Genomic DNA, 14,607 nt, shown 5'->3' on the forward strand with positions numbered 1-14,607 from the left:
ACAAAAGCCCGGTCGCAGGACCGGGCTTTTTTTTTTTGGGCGAAATGTCGCCGCACGCTCGCTTGCGCAGGCTGAGGCTCCTGATTGTCCGCGCGCCGGCCGCTCGGATGAGCGGCACCTCATTGCCGGGCTACCCCGAACGGAACGCCGCTACCTTTCGCGCGTTCGCTCGCCAGTGGAGGAGAGCGGACCATGGCATCAAAAGCAGTCATTTTCTTCGCGGGCGTCGGAACAACCTTCATCATCCTCGGTGCCGGGTTCGGTGGTGGGTTGCTGATAGCAAATTCGGCGCTCAAGGATCCCGCCGGCCCTCAGACGCGCGTTTCTTCGCCGGCGGCCTCGGAACCAGCACGCGTGGTGCTGCCATCGACGGCAGAAGCCGCCCCGGCACCGCAGCCAGCCAGCCAGCGCGAGGCCGCCGCTCCAGAAGCCGCCGCGCCACCCCCGCCGTCGCAGATACAGCCAGAGCCGGCGAAGGACGTCCAAGCGCCCGTCGAGAAGCAGGCGGATGCGGTCGAGGCGAGGAAGCCTGCAGCGGAAGAACGGGAGCGGCGCAAGCGGTATGCTGAACGCAAGGCGAAACGTATCGCATCCGAGCAGGCGAGACGTCAGCAGCGGCGCATCGAGCAGGGCGAACAACGCCGTGAAGCTCCGGTGCTCGTGGAACAGGCAGGCCGCCGTGAAGTACCGATCATGGCATCGGAAGACGACGACGGCCCGCGTCGCCCGTTCGTGAATTTCTTCGGGAATGACTGAGCGTATCACTCGGTGAAGGAATCGAGGAACAGTCCGGGATCAAGGAACGTTGATGGTGATGGCTGACGAAACCTCCATTGCTTTCACGGCCAGCCCTGAGCAACGCATCGAGCAGGCGTCAGAGGCGATCCGTCAGATGGCTGAGCACAGCGTATTTGAACCATTGCCGCAACGAGACCGGTGGCTGCATCACCTGAGTGAGGCAACCAAGGCGGCGCCTCTTCAATCACTTGCCATCGCATTCCTGCTAGGGGTCTTTCTGGCCCGCACGTAGCGTCTCGATGACACGGCTCTCCTGCTGCGGCGCCGTGTGTACTCAATACGAGCGCTGCGTCGCCATACAGCGGTAGCGAAGCAAACGGCAACGGCGCTCGATGCTACGTAAACGATCCTGACCAGAATCGCTCCGGATCGCTTTTGTTTCCTGGATGGCGACGGCAATCGGAGCATGGCGTGCTATGCTGGCCGCCCTGCCGCTGTTTGATCGACATTGAGGTGACCCATCAATTTGCAGCGAGGAGAATCCGATGACATCGAATGTTGAGGCAACCAGGAAGGGATATGAGGCTTTTCAACGTGGTGACATTCCGGCGCTCATGAGGGATTTGATCGATGACAACTGCACGTGGATAACCCCTGGTCCCCAGGACAAATTGCCTTGGGCCGGGACCTTCAAGGGAAAGCAGCAGATTGCAAACTTCTTCGTCCAGGTCGGCGAGAATCTGGAATTCAGCGAGTTCGCACCGCGTGAGATGATTGAGCAGGGCGACACCGTCGTGGTCCTGGGTACGCTCACGGCGCGGGCGAAGAAAACAGGCAAGACCGTGACGAACGAATGGGCCCACGTCTTCAAGTACCGCGACGGAAAGGCGGTCCGTTTTCAGGAATACATTGACACTGCGGCAGACGTCGCCGCGATGACGTGAACAGAGCGAAGCCGTCCCGGATTGCGCTGCGCTGCATCCGGGCTACGCAGCATGGCTAGGATGCTACTTCACCCGCTGCTTCTCGAGCTTTCGCGCCAGGGTGCGGCGATGCATGCCGAGGCGGCGGGCGGCTTCGGAGATGTTGAAATCGGTCTCGATCAGGGTCTGGTGGATGCGTTCCCATTCCAGCGTCTTGATCGAGGTCGGCCGCGCACCGACCTCGATGGCGGCGTTGCCGGCGGCTTTCTGGAATGCGGCCTCGATGTCGTCGGTGTTCGACGGTTTCGCGAGGTAGTGGCAGGCGCCGAGCTTGATCGCCTCGACCGCGGTCGCGATGCTGGCAAAGCCGGTCAGCACGACGATCAGCATCTCGGGGTCATGCGCATGCAGCGCTTCGACGCAGGCAAGACCCGAGGCGCCGCCAGCGAGCTTCAGGTCGACGACGGCATAGCCGGGCGATTGCTGCTCGAGCAGCTCGCGGACCTCGTCGAGCGAGGTGGATACAGCGACGCCGTAGCCGCGACGCTCGAACGAGCGCTTCAGGGTGCGGGCAAAGCCGGAATCGTCCTCGACGATCAGAAGCTGGCGTTCATCGGTCAAGATGGTCTCCGATCGCAAGCGTCGAGAGCGGCAGCTCGAGCCTGACCGCGGCGCCGATATCCGGCCGGTTGCGCGCCGTTACCACGCCGCCGAGCTTGCGCACGACATTGACGACCAGGAACAGACCGAGGCCGCTGCCGGGGCTGCCCTTGGTCGATTGATACGGCTTGCCGATATGTGAAAGCATCTCGCGCGAGAAGCCCGGGCCGCGATCGTTCACCGACAGCACCAGCTTGTCGGCATTGCGCTCGGCCATCAGCTCGATCCAGTCGCGCGAAACCTCGGCGGCATTGTCGAGCACGTTGAAGATCGCCTGCTTGAGCGCAACGTCGGACACGATCGCAAGGTCGGTGCCGAACGCGTTGCGGAAATACAGCGTGGCCGACGGCCGCGTCGCCCGCCACTCCTCGACCAGCGCGCTCAGGAATGCCGCGACGGTGGTCGGCGAGGAGCCCTCGCCGCGGGCTTCACCGGCCGAGAGCAGGATGCCGGTCACGATCGACTTGCAGCGCTGCACCGAGATCTCCATCTCGGCGAGGTCCTGCGACAGTTCGGGGTCGGAAGCGAGCGCGGGCATCCGGCGCCAGTCGCCCAGGATGACCGAGAGCGAGGCGAGCGGCGTACCGAGCTCATGCGCGGCGCCGGAAGCCAACAGGCCGATCCGGACGATATGGTCCTGCTCGGTGGCATGCTGGCGCATCGCCGCGAGGCGCAGGTCGCGGTCGCGCAGATTGCGATTGATCCGGGTCATGAACACCACGAGCAGCACGGCGTCGAGCACGAGGCCGATGAAGGTGCCGGCGATGTACAGGTTGAAGGCGTCGGCGAAGCCCTGTTGCGCCAGCTCCAGCGGCCGGTAGTAGCTGGTCAGCCAGGCGAAGTTCATGCAGACCAGCGCCACCAGCGACCAGGTCGAGGGCGCATCGAGCAGCACCGCGCCGAGCGTCACCTGCAGCAAATAGAGCGAGGTGAAGGGATTGGTGGCGCCGCCGCTGAGATAGAGCAGGGCGGTCAGCGCCGCGACGTCGAGCGCCAGCGCGACCAAAAGCTCGCGGTTGTTGATGTCGGCGCGGTAGCGCAGCCACAGCAGGCTGACGACATTGAGTGCGACGAGCCCGGAGATCACGGCGGCGAGCGGCAGCAGCGGCAGCGCGATGCCCATCCAGAACTGGACGAAGCCGATGGTGGCGATCTGGCCGATCACGGCGATCCAGCGCAGCTGGACCAAGAGGGCCATGTTCTTGCGGTTGGTGGCGATGTCGGCGGGGCTTGCGAGATCGAACGGCATGCCGGCAGCCGCGCCCGCGGCAGACGGCATCACGGCCGTGCCGGTCGCGGCATTTTCCTCATGCGGATCCGATGTGCGCTCGAGCATCTGGGCCTGGGTCGCGAGACAGGTTGCGGGCTGCGCCGACCAGGTGGCGCACGGCGGCGCGCCTTGAACTCCACCCTGGATCGGAGGCGCCGGCGCGGCTCCTGCTGGCGATGCGCAGGAGCGCGCCCGCCAGCATAAAGGCCAACGCGAACCATGTCAGCGCGTAAATCAGGTGGTTGTTCGGAAACCGCACGATCGTGAGTCCGCCGAGGGGAGAGCCGCCGGGATTCGGCGTCGCATCGGCATCGATGAAGTAGGGAGCGACGTGCGACAATCGGTGCGCGGCGGCGATCGCGGCGACGTCGCGCGAATACCAGCGGCCCGCCGCGGGATCGTTGCTGCGCAGGAAGCCGCCGTTCGGCTCCGACATCCGCAACAGCCCGGTGACGCTGACCGGGCCCTGCGCGTCGCCGTCGCGCCGCGTCGCGGGATCGCGGCGGTCGGACGGAACGAAGCCGCGATTGACCAGCACCGTGGTTCCGTCGGCTACCTGCAGCGGCGTCAGCACCCAGAAGCCGGGGCCTTCGGCCGTCACCGCCCGCACCAGCGTCTCCTCGGCATTGAGGAACGTGCCGCGCACGGTGACGCGGCGATATTCGTCGCTCGCGGCCGTGACCGCCGGCCATGACGATGGCGGCGGCGGCGCGAGCGGCGCCGCATGCATGCGCTGCTCGACCCGTTCGATCAGCGCCAGCTTCCAGGTCCGGCGTTCGACCTGCCAGATGCCGAGCGCGCTCAGCAGCACCACGCCCAGCATGCCGAGCGTGAGCAGCACCAGCGGTGGCCTGGCAGATCGCATCGTCACGGCATCTGGCTCATATCGTGGATCGGCATCATGTTGATGTTGAGGTGATGCATGACCCACAGCGAGCCGGTCAGCGCGATCACCACCATGACCACGGTGAAGATCATCGCCATCATGGTCCAGCCGTTTTCGGACCGCGTGTTCATGTGCAGGAAGTAGATCATGTGGACCACGATCTGCACCGCGGCCAGCACCAGCACGATCAGCGCGGTGACCTGCTTGTCGGCGATGGCGCCGGTCATCACCAGCCAGAACGGAATTGCGGTGAGGACGACCGAGAGGCCGAAGCCGATCAGATAGCTCTGCAGCGAGCCGTGGGCCGCGCCGCCATGATCATCATGGCCTTGACCGCCGGCATTGGCTTCGAGCGTATGAGCCTCGGCGTGTGATTTCGTTGTCATCGCAGCATTCCCAGCAGATAGACGAAGGTGAAGACGCCGATCCAGACCACGTCGAGGAAGTGCCAGAACATCGACAGGCACATCAGCCGGCGCCGGTTGGCGGTGGTGAGGCCGAACCGCGCGGTCTGCACCATCAGCGTCACCAGCCAGACCAGGCCGAAGGTGACGTGCAGGCCGTGGGTGCCGACCAGCGTGAAGAACGACGACAGGAAGGCGCTGCGCTGCGGCGTCGCGCCCTCATGGATCATGTGGGCGAACTCGGTGAGCTCGATGCCGAGGAAGGCGAGGCCGAACAGTCCCGTGATCGCAAGCCAGAGCTGGGTCTGGCCGATCCTGGACTTCTCCATCGTCAGCATGGCGAAGCCATAGGTGATCGAGGAGAGCAGCAGCATCGTGGTGTTGAGCGCGACCAGCTTGAGGTCGAACAGGTCCTTCGGCGACGGGCCGGCGGCATAGCTGCCGCCGAGCACGCCATAGGTCGCAAACAGCATCGCGAAGATGAGGCAGTCGCTCATCAGGTAGATCCAGAAGCCCAGCATGGTGCTGGCGCCTTCCGGATGATCGTGCTCGTCGACGACGTGGAAGACCGGCTCGGAGCCTTGAGCGGTTATGGTTGTCGCTACGCTCATGTCTGGGCTCCCGCGGCAAGGACGCGTGTCCGCGCGTCTTCAGTCCGCACCACCTCATCCGCCGGGATGTGGAAGTCGCGGTGATAGTTGAAGGTGTGGCCGATCGCGACCGCGAGCAGCGCAACGAAGCTGACGGCGGCGAGCCACCAGATGTACCAGATCAGTGCGAATCCCATAACCGTCGCGAAGCCGGCGAGGATGACGCCGGTGCCGGTGTTGGACGGCATATGGATCGGCTTGAAGCCGGTTAGCGGGCGCCTGTAGCCGCGGCGCTTCATGTCCCACCAGGCGTCGTTGTCGTAGACCACGGGCGTGAAGGCGAAGTTGTAGTCCGGCGGCGGCGACGAGGTCGCCCATTCCAGCGTGCGCGCGTTCCAGGGATCGCCGGTGGTGTCCTTGAGCTGCTCGCGCCGGAGGATGCTGACCGCGAACTGCACCAGCATCGCACCAATGCCGAGCAGGATCAGGAAGGCGCCGAAGGCCGCGATGACGAACCAGATCTGCAAGGACGGATCGTCGAACACGCGGAGCCGTCTCGTCACGCCCATCAGGCCGAGCACGTAGAGCGGCATGAAGGCGAAGTAGAAGCCGGAGACCCAGAACCAGAACGACAGCTTGCCCCAGAACGGATCGAGCCTGAAGCCGAACGCCTTCGGGAACCAGTAGTTGATGCCGGCGAACAGGCCGAACAGCACGCCGCCGATGATCACGTTGTGGAAATGCGCGATCAGGAACAGGCTGTTATGCAGCACGAAATCGGCCGGCGGCACCGCGAGCAGCACGCCGGTCATGCCGCCGATCACGAAGGTCAGCATGAACGCCACCGTCCACATCATCGGCAGCTCGAAGCGGATGCGGCCGCGATACATCGTGAACAGCCAGTTGAACATCTTCGCGCCCGTCGGGATTGAGATGATCATGGTGGTGATGCCGAAGAACGAGTTGACGCTGGCGCCGGAGCCCATCGTGAAGAAGTGGTGCAGCCAGACCAGGTAGGACAGGATGGTGATGACGACGGTGGCGTAGACCATCGAGGTGTAGCCGAACAGCCGCTTGCCGGAGAACGTCGCGGTCACCTCCGAGAAGATGCCGAACGCCGGCAGCACCAGGATGTAGACCTCGGGGTGGCCCCAGATCCAGATCAGGTTCACGTACATCATCGGGTTGCCGCCGAAGTCGTTCGTGAAGAAATTGGTGCCGACGTAACGATCGAGCGACAGCAATGCCAGGACCGCCGTCAGCACCGGGAAGGAGGCGACGATCAGGACGTTGGTGCAGAGCGAGGTCCAGGTGAACACCGGCATCTTCATCATCGTCATGCCCGGCGCGCGCAGCTTGACGATGGTGCAAACCAAATTGATGCCCGATAGCGTCGTGCCCACGCCGGCGACCTGGAGGCCCCATATGTAATAGTCGACGCCGACGTCTGGACTGTAGCCGATGTTCGACAGCGGCGGATAGGCGAGCCAGCCGGTGCGGGCGAATTCGCCGACGAACAGCGACATCATCACCAGCACGGCGCCGCCGACCGTCATCCAGAAGCTGAAATTGTTGAGGAAGGGGAAGGAGACGTCGCGGGCGCCGATCTGCAGCGGCACCACGTAGTTCATCAGGCCGGTGACCAGCGGCATCGCCACGAAGAAGATCATGATCACGCCGTGGGCAGTGAAGACCTGGTCGTAGTGATGGGCCGGCAGATAGCCGTCCGAGCCGTTGAAGGCGATCGCCTGCTGCATGCGCATCATCAGCGCGTCCGCGAAGCCGCGCAGCAGCATCACGATGCCGAGGATCATGTACATGATGCCGATGCGCTTGTGGTCCACGGTGGTGAACCACTCGCGCCACAGATAGCCCCAGAGCCGGAAGTAGGTGACGATGGCGAACAGCGCCAGCCCGCCGGTCGCGACCACCGCGAAGGTGCCGACCAGGATCGGCTCATGGATCGGCAGCGCATCGAGGTTGAGGCGGCCGAAGATCATCTTGACGAGATCGGGATTCATGCGGTCCTCCTCAGGACTCTGATTTCGGAGGCTGGCCGAGCAGCAGGGATGTCGATGACGGATGGGCCGGCGAGAACGGCGGGCGCTTCAACCCGAAGCCGCGCAGCGGCGTCAAATCGAGCGGCGCGGAGACCTCGCGCGACGGCGCGTCCTTGATCTCGTCCATCGAGCAGATGCCGGCGACGAAGGTCGGCTCAGAGCCGAGCGGCGCGCCGCGGCGGGCGTATTTGTCGTAAGTCAGCGGCAGCGTGTTGTTGAAGCCTTCGCGCCCCAAGCCGCCCTTGGCGTCGATCGCCATCATCTCGCTCATGCACATCTTGCCGGGCTCGACGCACATGTTGAGGATCGCCTTGTAGAGATCGCGATCGACCGAGCGATAGAGCCGGACCGGATCGTTCTCGCTCGGACGCTCGAGCTGGAGATAGTCGGTGCGGCCGAGCATGCTGGCGCTGGCCTTGGCGGTCGCGATCCACTTGTCGAAATCGGTGTTCGACAGGCTCTTGAAATCGAAATGCATGCCGGAGAAGCCGGCGCCGCTGTAATTCGCAGAGAAGCCGCGGAAGGTGCCGGGCTTGTTGGCCACCGCGTGCAGCTTGGTCTCCATCCCGGGCATGGCGTAGATCTGGCCGGCCAGCGCGGGAATGTAGAACGAGTTCATCACGGAAGAGGCCGTGATGCGGAAGCGGATCGGGCGATCGACGGGCGCCGCGAGTTCGTTGACGGCGGCGACGCCGTAATCCGGGTAGATGAACAGCCACTTCCAATCGAGCGCGACCACCTCGACGTTGAGCGGGGCGTCCTTGCTCTCGATCGGCTTGTCGGCGGCGATACGGCCGAGCGAGCGGTAGGGATCGAGCAGATGGGTGCCCATCCAGGTCAGCGCACCCAAGCAGATGATGATGAGAAGCGGCGCCGACCAGATCACCAGCTCGAGCTGGGTGGAGTGGTCCCAGTCCGGCTCGTAGGGAGCCTGGGTGTTGGACTGGCGATAGCGCCAGGCGAAGAAGACGGTCAGCGCCATCACCGGAAGCACGATGATCAGCATCAGGACGGTGGAGATCACGACGAGGTCGCGCTGCTGGGCGGCGATGTCGCCGGCAGGCGCCAGGACGACGAAATCGCACCCGCCTAGGAGCGCCGCGAACGGCAATAAGGCCAATAATTTCAAGGCGCGCACGGCTCACCCCACTTGAATTTTATGAGTTCGGCCAAGGGGTAGCTGCGATGCAGCAAAGTTGACATTGGACAATTTGTCCAATGTTGCACTGCGGGATAGACCGTCAGAAAGTGAGGTGGACCGCGTGGCAAAGTCTGCCCGTGGCCTCATCTAGTTCGAGCATGATTGGTTCGGAAAACCGGCCTCCGGTTTCCCGGATCAGGCTCCAAAGGACGGTTCTCCGGCGATGGCACAGGCCCCAGCAATGGCTCACGGCACCCCGACCGCGTCAGGTCACGGGCAGGCGAAACCCGGCGAAATCGCCATCGGCGTCATCATCGGACGCACCTCGGAATTCTTCGACTTCTTCGTCTATGCGATCGCCTCGGTGATCGTGTTCCCGAAGCTGGTGTTCCCGTTCGTCAATGAACTGACCGGCACGCTCTATTCCTTCGGCCTCTTCGCGCTGGCCTTCGCCGCGCGGCCGCTCGGCACCGTCATCTTCATGGCGGTCGACCGCCGCCACGGCAAGGGCGCCAAGCTCGTCATCGCGCTGTTCCTGCTCGGGACCGCGACCGTCGCGCTCGCCTTCCTGCCCGGCTACGACACGATCGGCGTTGCGGCGATCTGGCTCCTGGCCGCCGCGCGCGTCCTGCAGGGCATCGCCTGGGGCGGCGCGTGGGACGGCCTCGCCTCGCTGCTCGCGATGAACTCGCCGCCGAACAGGCGCGGCTGGTACGCGATGGTGCCGCAGCTCGGCGCGCCGCTCGGGTTGATCGTGGCGAGCGCGCTGTTCGCGTTCTTCGCCGGCAACCTGTCGGCGGATGATTTCTTCGATTGGGGCTGGCGCTATCCGTTCTTCGTCGCCTTTGCCATCAACGTGGTGGCGCTGTTCGCGCGGCTGCGCATGGTGGCGACCGATGAATATTCCGAGCTGTTCGAAAGCCGCGACCTCGAGCCGGCGCGGGTCGGCGAGACCGTCGCGCAGGAGGGCCGCAACATCCTGCTCGGCGCGTTCGCGCCGCTGGCGAGTTTTGCCCTGTTCCACATGGTCACGGTGTTTCCGCTGTCCTGGGTGTTCCTGTTCACCAAGGAAAGCCCGGTGCGCTTCCTGATCATCGAGATGATCGGCGCCATGGTCGGCGTCGCCGCGATTGTCGTCTCCGGCATGCTCGCCGACCGCGTCGGGCGCAAGCCGCTGCTGCTGGGCTCGGCGGTCGCGATCGCGGTCTATAGCGGCTTTGCGCCGCAGTTGCTCGACGCCGGCGCGTTCGGTGAAACCGTCTACATGGTGCTCGGCTTCGTGCTGCTCGGCCTGTCGTTCGGCCAGTCGTCGGGCGCGATCGCCTCTAACTTCGCCCGCAGCTATCGCTACACTGCTTCGGCGCTGACCTCGGATTTCGCCTGGCTGTTCGGCGCCGGATTCGCGCCGCTCGCCGCGCTCTTGCTGGCGACGCATTTCGGCCTGATCTCGGCCGGTGCGTACCTGTTGTCGGGCGCGGTGTGGACGCTGCTGGCGCTGTGGTTGAGCGGCCTACGTGAAGCGGAAGTGAATTAGTCACGCAGCTCTACCTGCTCCTTCCCCCTGAAAGGGGGAAGGTCGGGATGGGGGTCAGCCACAGATGCTGGCGTGCGTGGAGAGACAATATCCCCACCCGCTTTGCTCTGGCGAGCAAAGCGACCTCCCCTTTTCAAGGGGAGGTGGACTACCGGAATAGCCCGTCGACGCGGAACGAATAGCCTAAGCCGAAAACGTAGTTCGGCGAGTTGCGGTTGAGCCCGAACGCGACGTGGAGGTCGAGCTGCTGGGTCGGCGTGATCTTGTACATGCCGCCGGAATTGATCAGCTGGGTCGGCCGCGCGCCATCCGGATAGTCGCCGACATATTCGCTGAACACGCTGATCCGCTCGGTCAGCTTCTTCTCGATCACGAGCGTCACCTCCGACATGTGCTGGCCGGTCAGTTCGGCGGGGCGGAAGAATTCCGTGAACATGCCGCTGACGCCCCAGCCCTCATGCAACTCCCATGACCATGGCAGCTGGATGTAGGGCTGCGCCCCGCGCCCGGCGACAACAGAAGCACCCGTCGGCAACGCGACGCCGGCCGTGATCGAGAGGTCGATTGTCCCGGGCACCGGGCTGATCTGCCATTTGATGGCAGGCGCAACGTCGGAGAAGCCCGAGGCGCCCGGCGATTTCAGCGTGCCGACATAGCTCGGCAGGTCGACCAGCACTTCCAGGCAGGGCGCGATGCCGAGCCGCCAACGGCTGTTGCTGCCGTCGATGCTGCGGCCACCGTCGCGGCCAGTCAGGTTGATGCCGTTCTCGTTCTGCAGGCTCCCGACCGGCACGACGATACTGGAGTTGGTGACGTCGGGCCGGTCGGTCGCAATTTCGTCGCTCGGCTTGTTGCTGTCCCTAGGACAGCCGTCCGCGCGCGCGGCGGTGGCTGCTGCGAGGGTGAGCGCAGCAAGCACGCAGCCGAGTTCGGCAAGTCGAGCGACGGCGCCGAACCTGGTCTGAAACACTGGGGATGCTCCAATAGCGCGGCGCGGCTGCGGAGGCGGCAGCTGCGATCAAGATCGACGAGGCCGCGCGGATATTCCGCGCGGGCGGAAAAAAACATCAACAAGATGCGTGATTGTCGGCGATCCCCGCGGCCGGCGTCCGGTGCAATGAGGGCCGGCGGCAGGGAATAGAATGATCGTGCGGCGGCTCCTGTTGTGGTGGCAAACAGGAGACCCGGAATGACCATTCGTTCGATCGCAGGCGCACTGGCGCCGCGGCAGGCCAAAATCGCGGCGATGGCGGCCATCGCGATCCTGCTCGCTGTGAACAGCGCCCGGGCGGCGGGCGATCCGGCACGCGGCGCCACGCTGTATCAGGGCTGCAGCGATTGCCATTCGATCGAGAAGAACGACGTCGGCCCGATGCACAAGGGCGTCGTCGGCCGGCTCGCCGGTTCGGTCGCCGGCTACGATTATTCGCCGGCGCTGAAGAACTCGAAGATCGTGTGGACCGAGGAGAATCTTGACAAATGGCTCACCGGACCGGACGCGATGGTTCCGGGCACCAAGATGTTCTACGAACTTCAGGATCCGAAGGACCGCGCCGACATCATCGCCTTCCTCAAGGAGAAGGCGAAGTAGGGTTGCTTGTAGCCCGGATGCAGCGAAGCGAAATCCGGGGCTATCCCTCCGCGGACGAACCTACCCGGATTGCGCTTCGCTGCATCCGGGCTACGGTTTCTCTACCGCCTCAATCCACCACGATCTTGACGCGGTCGCGCGGCTTGACCTGGGCGTGGGCGTCGAGACCATTGAGCACGCGGAAGCGCTCGGCCGGGTGATCGACGCCGGCCATGCGGTGCGACAGCGATTCCACGGTGTCGCCGGGCTGCACGTTGATCACCTTGATGCGCAGCGGGCGTGCGGCCTGGATCTCGTCGAGCGTCAGGCGACGGAATGAATTGACGGTCTCGCGCGCGTTGCGCTCGCTCTCGGTGGATTTCTGCTTGGCGGCGAAGATGAAGCGGTAGACGTCGCTGCCGAAGCGCAGCGCATAGACCTTGAACTGCCACTGGTCGCCATGCGCGGTGGCCGAGGCGGCCGGAAAGCCGTTGATGGTGAGGTCCTCGGTCGAGGACTTCTCGACGCCTTCCATCCAGCCGGAATTCAGATAGTCGCCGAGCGACTGCTCGGCCGGCACCCGCACCACGTCGAAGCGCATCGCCTGGCTGCCGCCCTCGCGCACGCCGATCACCGCCTGCGCGGTGTTGTCGAGCGTGAAATTGTCGGGCGCGGTGAAGGTGAAGCCGAGCTTGGGATGCAGGAAGCGACGGCCGCGCACGAAGCCTTCGCTGGGGTCCTCGCCATAGACGATGTTGTCGATCGCGGCGAGATAGGTCTCGCGGTCGCGATCGTTGCTCTCGGGCGATGAATATTGCCGCGCGGTGGTCTGCGCATTGGCGATGCGCTCCGGCGTCGCCGGATGCGACGAGGTGAAATCCTGCGCGCGCGGATCGAGCGCGGTCTTGCCGATCTTGAGCGCGGCATTGCGCTCCATCGCGGTCAGGAAGCGCGCCGCGCCGTAGGGATCGAAATGCGCGCGCGCGGCGATCCCGACGCCGATGCCGTCGGCCTCGAACTCCTGCTGCCGCGAGAAGCTCGCCAGCGTCAGCTTGGTCTTGGCGAGCGCCAGCGCGGTGAGATCGGGATCGGTGCTCATGTCGGTGACGACGCGCGTCACCACCGCGGCTTGGCGGGCCTGGTCCTCGCGCATCGCGGCGTGCTTGGCCAGCACATGCGCCATCTCGTGGCTCAGCACCGAGGAGAGCTCCGAGGTGTCGCTGGCGAGCGCGATCAGGCCGCGCGTGACGTAGAGCTGGCCGGTCGGCAGCGCGAAGGCGTTGACCGCGCCGGAATTGAGGATGGTCACCTTGTAGGCCTGGTCGGGCCGTTCGGAGGCGGCGACCAGCCGCTCGACGGTCTTGCTGATCAGGGCCTCGAGCTTGGGGTCGTCATAGGCGCCGCCATAGGACGACAGGATGCGCTCATGCTCGCGCTCGCTGTTGGGCGTCTGCTGCACCACCCGGTTCGGCTTCACCGGGGCGGCGGCCGCGGTCGGGGCGACCTGCTCGAAGCGGCCGACATTGCCGCAGGCCGACAGCGTCAGGGCCGCGCAGACCAGCACAGGCGCCGCCGAGAGGCGGCGCCCAGTCCCGTCTTCACGCCGTCCAGCGCGCTCAATCACGTCAAAAACTCACAAATTGTCCCGTGAATCGGCCGAACTGCGGCCAAAGAGCCCCTAATTCCCGCCGAGCACTTCAATCTGCCCCACCCGGAGCAGTTCGATTCGCGGCCCACGTCGCGCTTCCACCCAGCCCCGCACACGAATCCTGCGATTTTCCAGAGACTTGGGCGAAAGCCCGGCCGCCTCGAACGCAGGGACTATGCGCCTTGAAATAGTCAGAGCAAAGTCCCTAGTCCAGTTTCGGCCGAAATTCAGGTAGGTCGTCGCCCCCGCCTGACGCACGGACAAAACCCGACCCTCAACCACTGTAAAACGCCCGATCCCGGCCAAAATATCGTCCGGACTTTCGGCGTTTTTTATGACGCTGGCCTCGGCCCAGGTTCCCGACCGGGCCGCCCGAGCCTCGCCCTCCGCCGCCATCAGCGCCGCGGCGCAGTCCTTGTCGGCGATCTCGGACGACACCAGCGCGAGGCCCTGACGCAGCAGCTCCCCCTGCACCGGTAGCTCCCGGCCTTCGAGGAAGGCGTAGGCCGCCTGCCGGCCATAGCGATCCGGCGTGTCATCCGGTCCGCGCAAGGTCACGTCGTGGCCAACCAGCAGCGCCGTCAGTGCTGCAACGGCCTTCGTCCTGTCCGCCACCTCGATGCCGGCGAGCTTGACCTCACGGCCGTCATCGAGCCGAAGGCTGCGGGCATCGATGATCGCCGCGACGTGCCCCTCACCCTGAATCTCGAAATTGCATCCAGCCGCTTCGGCAAGTTCGATGCATGCGACGATCGCGAGCGCGCAGGCTGCGAACGTCACCGTCTGCGGACGGCGTTGCCATGCTCGAATGTGTGGAGGCGTCATGCTGCACTCTTCACTCCGGCGGGCTCTCTGCTCCGAGCGTGGGCCGCCAAAAGACAGTCTGACCGAAAGATCGTTGCGGGGCCACCAGCGAAACGACACCGCTTCGGCGAGGGCACGTTGATTCGGCGAACATTTTTTCGCTAGCGTCTCTCATCGCGCGCATGAACGCGCTGCCGGTTTCACATCAATGCGTGCGCGCGACGGGACAAACGCACCTCGCATATCCCTTGCCGTGACGAAAATGGCCATCCAATCGCGCGCAACGCGGTCCGCGCGCCCGTCAACCTTACCCATTGACCATCTCAACTCCGTGCGCGGAATGAGAATTCGTTATTATTGCCAATGACTTGCGGCGCAC

15 protein-coding genes are annotated in these 14,607 nt (G+C 64.7%); 5 read left to right on the forward strand and 10 right to left on the reverse strand.

The features are described 5' to 3' along the window. Positions 1-192 precede the first annotated feature (192 nt). The 3 genes from ACVIW0_RS02075 (at position 193) to ACVIW0_RS02085 (ending at position 1,682) form a co-directional block, all read left to right on the forward strand. The gene (locus tag ACVIW0_RS02075) at positions 193-756 is read left to right on the forward strand and encodes a hypothetical protein (RefSeq protein ID WP_461350809.1); all 564 of its coding nucleotides are present in this window, start codon (positions 193-195) and stop codon (positions 754-756) included. A 58-nt stretch (positions 757-814) separates the two neighbouring features. Next, on the forward strand, positions 815-1,030 hold the full coding sequence (locus ACVIW0_RS02080) for a hypothetical protein (protein ID WP_461350810.1): 216 nt from the start codon (positions 815-817) through the stop codon (positions 1,028-1,030). 253 nt (positions 1,031-1,283) lie between these two features. Continuing rightward, on the forward strand, positions 1,284-1,682 hold the full coding sequence (locus tag ACVIW0_RS02085) for a nuclear transport factor 2 family protein (protein WP_461350811.1): 399 nt from the start codon (positions 1,284-1,286) through the stop codon (positions 1,680-1,682). A 63-nt stretch (positions 1,683-1,745) separates the two neighbouring features. Here ACVIW0_RS02085 and ACVIW0_RS02090 read toward each other — a convergent pair whose 3' ends face one another. From ACVIW0_RS02090 to cyoA, 7 genes are read right to left on the reverse strand one after another with little or no spacing between them, the layout of a single operon-like run. Then, a complete protein-coding gene (locus tag ACVIW0_RS02090) occupies positions 1,746-2,282 on the reverse strand; it encodes a response regulator transcription factor (protein ID WP_163160946.1) in 537 nt (178 codons plus the stop codon). Beyond that, positions 2,272-3,600: an ATP-binding protein gene (locus ACVIW0_RS02095; protein ID WP_461357222.1), complete on the reverse strand. Its 1,329-nt coding sequence runs from the start codon at positions 3,598-3,600 to the stop codon at positions 2,272-2,274. The genes ACVIW0_RS02090 and ACVIW0_RS02095 overlap by 11 nt, the downstream gene beginning before the upstream one ends. A gap of 28 nt (positions 3,601-3,628) precedes the next feature. Then, complete coding sequence (locus tag ACVIW0_RS02100) at positions 3,629-4,456, reverse strand: SURF1 family protein (protein ID WP_461357223.1); 828 nt, start codon at positions 4,454-4,456, stop codon at positions 3,629-3,631. A gap of 2 nt (positions 4,457-4,458) precedes the next feature. Then, positions 4,459-4,863 (reverse strand): cytochrome o ubiquinol oxidase subunit IV, encoded by a 405-nt coding sequence (gene cyoD / locus ACVIW0_RS02105; RefSeq protein WP_461350812.1) that lies wholly within the window; start codon positions 4,861-4,863, stop codon positions 4,459-4,461. Then, positions 4,860-5,492 (reverse strand): cytochrome o ubiquinol oxidase subunit III, encoded by a 633-nt coding sequence (gene cyoC, locus ACVIW0_RS02110; protein ID WP_461350813.1) that lies wholly within the window; start codon positions 5,490-5,492, stop codon positions 4,860-4,862. The genes cyoD and cyoC overlap by 4 nt, the downstream gene beginning before the upstream one ends. Continuing rightward, positions 5,489-7,492 carry a cytochrome o ubiquinol oxidase subunit I gene (gene cyoB / locus ACVIW0_RS02115; RefSeq protein ID WP_461350814.1) on the reverse strand — a complete coding sequence of 668 codons (2,004 nt, stop codon included), beginning with the start codon at positions 7,490-7,492 and terminating at the stop codon, positions 5,489-5,491. Before cyoB ends, cyoC begins: the two co-directional genes overlap by 4 nt. A 10-nt stretch (positions 7,493-7,502) precedes the next feature. After that, entirely contained in the window at positions 7,503-8,669 is a 1,167-nt protein-coding gene (gene cyoA, locus ACVIW0_RS02120; RefSeq protein ID WP_461350815.1) for a ubiquinol oxidase subunit II, read from the reverse strand. A 244-nt stretch (positions 8,670-8,913) separates the two neighbouring features. On the opposite strand from cyoA, the gene ACVIW0_RS02125 reads away from it, so the two are divergent. Then, positions 8,914-10,206, forward strand: a complete 1,293-nt coding sequence (locus ACVIW0_RS02125; RefSeq protein ID WP_461350816.1) for an MFS transporter — start codon at positions 8,914-8,916, stop codon at positions 10,204-10,206. Positions 10,207-10,354: 148 nt separating this feature from the next. On the opposite strand, the gene ACVIW0_RS02130 is transcribed toward ACVIW0_RS02125, so the two are convergent. After that, positions 10,355-11,176 (reverse strand): transporter, encoded by an 822-nt coding sequence (locus tag ACVIW0_RS02130; RefSeq protein ID WP_461350817.1) that lies wholly within the window; start codon positions 11,174-11,176, stop codon positions 10,355-10,357. 219 nt (positions 11,177-11,395) lie between these two features. Here ACVIW0_RS02130 and ACVIW0_RS02135 point away from each other — a divergent pair, with 219 nt between their 5' ends. Then, on the forward strand, positions 11,396-11,797 hold the full coding sequence (locus tag ACVIW0_RS02135) for a c-type cytochrome (RefSeq protein WP_461350818.1): 402 nt from the start codon (positions 11,396-11,398) through the stop codon (positions 11,795-11,797). 109 nt (positions 11,798-11,906) lie between these two features. Here ACVIW0_RS02135 and ACVIW0_RS02140 read toward each other — a convergent pair whose 3' ends face one another. Both ACVIW0_RS02140 and ACVIW0_RS02145 read right to left on the reverse strand, forming a co-directional pair. Continuing rightward, positions 11,907-13,400 carry a M48 family metalloprotease gene (locus tag ACVIW0_RS02140; RefSeq protein ID WP_461350819.1) on the reverse strand — a complete coding sequence of 498 codons (1,494 nt, stop codon included), beginning with the start codon at positions 13,398-13,400 and terminating at the stop codon, positions 11,907-11,909. Positions 13,401-13,454: 54 nt separating this feature from the next. Beyond that, positions 13,455-14,249 (reverse strand): thermonuclease family protein, encoded by a 795-nt coding sequence (locus ACVIW0_RS02145; protein WP_461350820.1) that lies wholly within the window; start codon positions 14,247-14,249, stop codon positions 13,455-13,457. Positions 14,250-14,607: the final 358 nt, after the last annotated feature.

The organism is Bradyrhizobium sp. USDA 4454, from assembly GCF_054822705.1.

Coding starts and splice junctions, on each gene's coding strand:
- ACVIW0_RS02145 (WP_461350820.1), bottom strand. CDS start 14,249: ATGACGCCTCCACACATTCGAGCATGGCAACGCCGTCCGCAGACGGTG.
- ACVIW0_RS02080 (WP_461350810.1), top strand. CDS start 815: ATGGCTGACGAAACCTCCATTGCTTTCACGGCCAGCCCTGAGCAACGC.
- ACVIW0_RS02135 (WP_461350818.1), top strand. CDS start 11,396: ATGACCATTCGTTCGATCGCAGGCGCACTGGCGCCGCGGCAGGCCAAA.
- ACVIW0_RS02125 (WP_461350816.1), top strand. CDS start 8,914: ATGGCTCACGGCACCCCGACCGCGTCAGGTCACGGGCAGGCGAAACCC.
- cyoB (WP_461350814.1), bottom strand. CDS start 7,492: ATGAATCCCGATCTCGTCAAGATGATCTTCGGCCGCCTCAACCTCGAT.
- ACVIW0_RS02085 (WP_461350811.1), top strand. CDS start 1,284: ATGACATCGAATGTTGAGGCAACCAGGAAGGGATATGAGGCTTTTCAA.
- ACVIW0_RS02100 (WP_461357223.1), bottom strand. CDS start 4,456: ATGCGATCTGCCAGGCCACCGCTGGTGCTGCTCACGCTCGGCATGCTG.
- cyoC (WP_461350813.1), bottom strand. CDS start 5,492: ATGAGCGTAGCGACAACCATAACCGCTCAAGGCTCCGAGCCGGTCTTC.
- cyoD (WP_461350812.1), bottom strand. CDS start 4,863: ATGACAACGAAATCACACGCCGAGGCTCATACGCTCGAAGCCAATGCC.
- ACVIW0_RS02095 (WP_461357222.1), bottom strand. CDS start 3,600: ATGCCGTCTGCCGCGGGCGCGGCTGCCGGCATGCCGTTCGATCTCGCA.
- ACVIW0_RS02075 (WP_461350809.1), top strand. CDS start 193: ATGGCATCAAAAGCAGTCATTTTCTTCGCGGGCGTCGGAACAACCTTC.